At 58.5% G+C, this 6077-nt stretch carries 4 protein-coding genes and 1 pseudogene; all 5 read left to right on the top strand.

What is annotated here, in order from left to right; all coding sequences use genetic code 11:
• Positions 1-1990 (top strand): hypothetical protein (locus AC2FNN_RS20880; RefSeq protein WP_496760359.1); only part of this gene is annotated, 1990 nt, incomplete at its 5' end.
• A gap of 52 nt (positions 1991-2042) precedes the next feature.
• Positions 2043-2924: an encapsulin gene (locus AC2FNN_RS20885; RefSeq protein ID WP_496760361.1), complete on the top strand. Its 882-nt coding sequence runs from the start codon at positions 2043-2045 to the stop codon at positions 2922-2924.
• Between the two features lie 14 nt (positions 2925-2938).
• Positions 2939-3763, top strand: coding sequence for a DUF3237 domain-containing protein (locus AC2FNN_RS20890; RefSeq protein ID WP_496760363.1), 825 nt, complete (start codon positions 2939-2941; stop codon positions 3761-3763).
• Positions 3756-5879, top strand: a complete 2124-nt coding sequence (locus AC2FNN_RS20895; protein ID WP_496760365.1) for a hydroxysqualene dehydroxylase — start codon at positions 3756-3758, stop codon at positions 5877-5879. The genes AC2FNN_RS20890 and AC2FNN_RS20895 overlap by 8 nt, the downstream gene beginning before the upstream one ends.
• A gap of 4 nt (positions 5880-5883) precedes the next feature.
• Positions 5884-6077: pseudogene (locus AC2FNN_RS20900) on the top strand (hypothetical protein); the annotation flags it as partial.

Here is a 6077-nt window from a genome sequence, read left to right on the forward strand (position 1 = left end):
GGCGCGCAAATCCCTTGACGTGATGCTGCGCAGTCTGGGCAGCCTGTGCGACAGGCGCGGCACGTTGTTGCTGGTGGTCGAAGACGTTCATTGGGCCGATGCAACCACGTTGGATGTACTGGATGCGCTTGCATCCGCTTTGAGCAACTTTCCGGTACTGGTGGTTCTGTCGCACCGACCTGAATACGAACCTCCGGAACATTTCGAAAGCCGAGCCGCGCGCATTGATCTGTCTCCGCTTGGTAATACCGAGGCATCCGAACTGGTCCGGCGCGTGGCCGAGCCGTACAGCTTGCCTGTCATCCTGATCAGGCAGATCATCGAGAAGGCGGATGGCGTGCCGCTGTATATCGAGGAAATGTCAAAGGCCGTCCTTGACCAGTTGCCCCAGGATGCCCCGATCAACGCCGAGGTTCTGGATGCGCTGAGCGTCCCGGCCACCCTTCAGGACTCGCTGATGTCGCGTCTTGACCGAATGGAACATGCCAAACCAGTCGCTCAGCTCGGATCGGTTATCGGGCGCAGTTTCACCGCTCAGATGATCCACGCGGTGGCGCGTGAAGATATGGATGTGGAAAGCGCCCTCATGCAGCTTATGGCGGCTGGCGTCGTGCTGATTACCAGCGATTCAGGGTCGGCCACATACACGTTTAACCACGCGCTGGTTCAGGATACGGCCTATAATTCGTTGCTGCGGGAAGACCGGCAGAAGGTGCATCTGAAAATCGCCCAAGCATTGCTGGACGGTCACAAAGCATTCGGCAGCCCGGCCCCCGATACCGTCGCGCATCACTGCGATCTTGGCGGATTGAAGGATGAGGCTGTCACGAATTGGGTCACGGCAGGTGAACTGGCGTTGTCCCGGCTGGCAAACCTGCCCGCGATTTCCGCTTTCCGGGCCGCCCTGCGCAACATCGGAACTATGAAGGTCAACGCGGATCGCGATGGCTTCGAGCTTCGGGTTCAGATGAACATTCTGCCCGCCTATATGGCGATCTACGGATGGTCGTCCGATCAGGTCGGCGAGACTGCCGCCCGGGCGATGGAACTGGCCCAGTCTTTGGGCGACGGCGAGACGCTTTTCGCAGCAACCTTCTGCCGTTGGACCCATTTCTTTGTTGCCGGTCAGATGAACCGAGCGATGGAAATGGGACAGGCGCTGGACATGATGGCCGGCATGTCCGAAGACCCCGTCGCCAATGTGCTTGCGGCACGGGCGTTGAGCTTTACTCGTTACTTCCGCGGGGAATTTGCGGAATGCGAACAACAGCTGGAGCGCGCATTCGCCCTGATCACACCCGAGCTGGATATGGCCATGATGCCCATGACCCAGTCTTCCACGGCCGCGTCATTGCTGGCCATTCAGGGATGCCTGCTGTGGCAGCAAGGAAAGTTCGAAAAAGCCGAGGCCGCGCGTCTGGAATCCATCGAGGTCAGCAGGGCGCTGAACCACGCTCCCAACCTTGTCTACGTGATGGGCGCTTGCAGCATGTTCCTGCCCTATGCGGGGGAATGGGACCGGCTTGATGTGACGATGAAAGAAGCCAGAAAAGTCGCGGATGAGGAAGGGTTTCTTTACCTTCACGCGATGCAGGACATCTATATGGGCCTCGCGCAGGCCGGAAAGGGCGACATCGCAGGTGTTCCGGAACGCATCGAGACATGCATGAACCTGATTTCCAAATCTGGTGGAAACTTTACTTTTCCTCAGAATCAGATTGTTCTGTCTGAGTTGATGATTCATCACGGAGATGTTGATCAGGCTTTGAACCGGCTGGAAACCGTCTGCATTCCCGGCTGGGAACGCGGCGAGACGTTGAACAAACCTGAATATCACCGTGTGCGGGCAAAGGCTTTTGCCGCAAAGGGGGATATGGACGCCGCAATCAGCGAGGCGGAACAAGCGCTTTCGCTTGCCCGGGATTGCCGTGGAGTTGTTCAGGAGCAGCGGGCCCGCGATCTGCTGGACAGATTGAAAGAAGAAAAATGAACAAGATTGACTGCCCCGCCGAACTGGGCAGCAGCACCGAGAGGGATTTGCAATGACCGATGCATTGGATTGGAATGAAGATCAGTGGAGCGCCGTGAAAAAGGCCGTCCATGATGAGGCGCTTCGCGCCCGGGTGGCCGCCAGTTTCCTGCCCCTTTACGGGCCGCTGCCCGCTGACACGCAATCCGTTCCGCTGAACAAGCTCAGTCTGGTCGACAACTCATCTGGTGCATCCAAAGAACGTCTTGACGTGAACGATTATGACACGCTGCGCCTTGCCACCGTATCGGTGAACGTGTACCTGAAAGGCGCACAGGTGGCTGATCCGGAACTGACGGCGGCTCAGATCATGTTCCGCCGAGCGGCCGCGGTTGTGGCACGGGTCGAGGACGACATCATTTTCAACGGTCAACCCGGCACCGGACAGGCCCCCAAACACGCTGGCGGCGCGCACGCCTCATTGCCGCAGATCTATACGATCAGCGGCGGTGGCAAATATCCGGGATTGCTTGAAGCGGGCGAAGGCAAAACCAATACCACGGCCAAAAAGAACTATAGCGGAACCGATGTTTTCGAAGCCGTCGTCGAGGGCATCAGCGCGCTGGAAACGCATGGCTATCTGGGCCCCTATGCCTGTGTGATGGGCAATGGCCTGTTCCGTGCGGTCACGACCCCGCTGCCGAATTCGATGGTGCTGCCACGTGACAGCATTCTCCCGTTCCTGGACGGGCCGTTGCTGCGTTCCAGCACCCTGCCCCCGGACAAGGCTGTGCTTGTGTCCCTGCTGGGTGCACCGGTTGAAATCGTCGTGCCCTCGGATATCGCCGTGAAGTATCTGCAAACCTCTGCCGAGGGCGAGCACGTCTTCCGCGTGCAGCAGAAGTTCCATCTCAGGATCAAAGAAGCTGAGGCCGTCCGCACCATCACCTGTTGACCGGAGATCGGGTCGTGCGCGAGTTTTCAGATCGGGGCGTAACGCTGCGTTGGTCCGAAGCGATCAACGCAGACGGTCTCAGTCGGGTACTGGTGGAAGCAGGTCCATCAGTGTCGTCGCATGACACGCTACGTCTGATCTGTTCGGAAGATGGCGGCCCCGAGCGTGCCATTCGCGGCTGGCCCTTGTTGCGAGACCCGCAAACCGGGTTTCAACAATTCACAGCCATTTTGCCGTCAGTGACACAGGAAAAAACCCTGTCCTGGCGTCCGGTGCTGACGTCGGGAGGGCGCGAATATGACCCCGGGCCGGAAAAAGCAGTTGAACCTGCTGCACCGGAACCGACAAAAACCGCAGTGACGTCGCCCGTACTGGAACATGTTGCCAAATTTGTGTTGCCGTTCGATAACAGCTTTCACCCCTCGGGCGAGACGCCGGATGGGATTTGGCTGCATTTCGCCATCAAAGAAGGTGGCACCGTTGAAGGCCCGCATCTGAAAGGGGTGATCGAACCGATCGGCGGAGACTGGATGCGCGTGCGGCCCGATGGTGTGGGGCTGCTTCATGCAAAGGCGCTTATCAGACCGTCCATCGGACACGCCCCGATCCTGTTCGAAGATACGGGTGTGTGTGACTTCGGCCCGGACGGATACGCGGCATTGTCCAAGGGCAACCTGCCCGCTTCGGCTCCGGTAAGGCTTGCGCCGCGTTACCTGACCTCGAATCCGCATTACAGCTGGATGAACCGGGTGCAGGGTTTTGGCATTGGCGAAGCCAGCCTGTCAGACATCACCCTGCGCTTTGACGTCTATTCCGCGAAAGGAATTTCCGATGCCTGACAAGGTTGTCATTCTTGGAGGAGGCGTGGCTGGCATGAGCGCCGCGCATGAACTGATTGAACGCGGGTTCGAGGTAGAAATCCACGAACGCCAGCTGATCCCCGGCGGCAAGGCCCGCAGCATCCCCGTGATGAAGGGTGAAGGGGATCATGGCTCGAAAGCGAAACACATCAAGGCACTGGAAAAATGGGCCGAGATGGATGGAGCCAATTATCCGCCCGGCGTGAAACGGCCCTGGCTGCCCGGTGAACATGGGTTCAGGTTCTTTCCAAACTTTTATCGGCATATCACCGACACGATGGCCCGCACGCCGTATTACGACAAGGGCACATGCTTTGACAATCTGGTCCCGACCACGCAAGTTCTGGTCAGCCAGTTCGACAAGCCCGGCATCATTGTCCCGGAACGGTTCCCCCGCACGCTCAAGGATGTCGCGGATGCCTTCAAGACCATTGCCTTCGCGCTTTCGCCGAGGGACCAGATTGCGTATGAGGATGTCGAACATTTTGTCGCCTGCATGTGGCGGATCGCGAGCTCTTGCAAGGAACGCCGGTTCGACGAATATGAACGGATCGGTTGGTGGGATTTCATCGGCGCGCAGGACCGTTCGGAAGCCTATCAGAAGTTCCTTGCCATCGGCCTGACCCGTTCGTTGGTGGCCGCCAAGGCCACGACGGCAAGCACGAAGACAGTGGGGGACATTGCGGTTCAGCTTCAGCTGGGTATTGCCACGCCCGAACCCCACTGCAACAGGTTGTTGAACGGGCCCACCAATCTTGTCTGGATTCAACCGTGGCTGGATTATCTGACAAGCAAGGGAGTCGTTTACAATTTTGACTCCAAAGTCACCGGAATCGAGTGCCGGAACGGCAAGATCGTTGGCGCAACGGTCGAACAGGATGGCGAAGAAAAGCAGGTCACAGGGGATTGGTTCATCAGCGCCATGCCGATTGAACGCATGGCACCGCTTGTGACCCCGGACATGATGGCGGTTGACCCCGCACTTGCCAAATTGCCTTTGCTGGCCGACGACGTGCAATGGATGAACGGCATTCAGTTCTATCTGACCAAGGATGTCGAGCTGACCCATGGCCACGTCATTTTCATCGACAGCCCATGGGCTTTGACGGCTGTGTCGCAAAAACAGTTCTGGCCGGGGATCAATTTCGAAAACTGGGCCGAAGGAAAGACCAAGGGCCTGCTGTCAATCGATATCTCCGAATGGGACAAGCCGGGGTTGAACGGAAAAACCGCGCGCGATTGCAGCCGGGAAGAGATCGCACAGGAGGTTTGGGAACAGCTCAAGCGCAGCATCAACGTGGATGGCCAAACCGTTCTGCGGGACGAGGATATGCATTACTGGTTCCTCGATCCTGATATCGTTCAAGACCCGAACGACCCCAAGCGTCAAAGCAATGTCGAACCCTTGCTGGTCAACCGTATCAACAGCTGGCGCTTGCGCCCGGATGCGGCCACGCTCATCCCGAATTTCTTCCTGGCATCGGATTACGTCCGCACTTTCACCGACCTTGCCACGATGGAAGGGGCGAACGAGGCCGCGCGTCGGGCCGTCAACGCCATTCTTCAACGCAGTGGATCGGATGCGGAGCCCTGCCAGATCTGGGATCTGCACGAGCCCGATATCCTGAAACCGCTGCGTGCCTATGATTACGCCCGCTATCAGGCTGGCCTTCCGTGGGACAACCGGTTCGCGGTCGCGGTCGAAGCCGCGCTGAAAATGGGTCAGGACACAACAGGAGTTGAATGTGGCGGTGATGGCCCTCTCGCCGTCATAGGGGAACCGGCGGCGGAATATTCAAAACCCGGCGGCGTCACCGAGGACCCGGCCATTGCCGAAGCGCTTAGAATGATCTGCCCGCCGAAAGAGCTGTTCGACCTCATCGCAAATTACGAGCCCACCGCGGATCTGCCGATCCCTGGGGATGAGCTGGCGGAAGATGTCGCGTATGATCTGGGTCGGGACAGCGGTCAATCCGGCGTCCTGTCCAGGGCGTTGCCAATTTCGGATGCACCGCTTTCCGCGTTTGACGGCGGTCCGGAACGATCCGCCGCGCGGGAAAACAAAAGTCGCGTGATCATCACCCAGAAGGGCTGAGCCTGTGAAATCCGGAACCGCGCATTTGGATCCTGCTGCGAAACAGGATTTTCTGAAAACCCTGACCTTCTACGGGGATCAGGCGCGCGAAACGCTTTTGGGCCTGTTGCCGACGGGTGAGCCTCAGGCCTATCTGTACGGTCCGATGCGCGACTACATCGAAACCTCGGGTAAGGGTCTGAGGCCCGCCCTGCTGTT

It is taken from the genome of Ruegeria sp. BHSA118, from assembly GCF_059613405.1.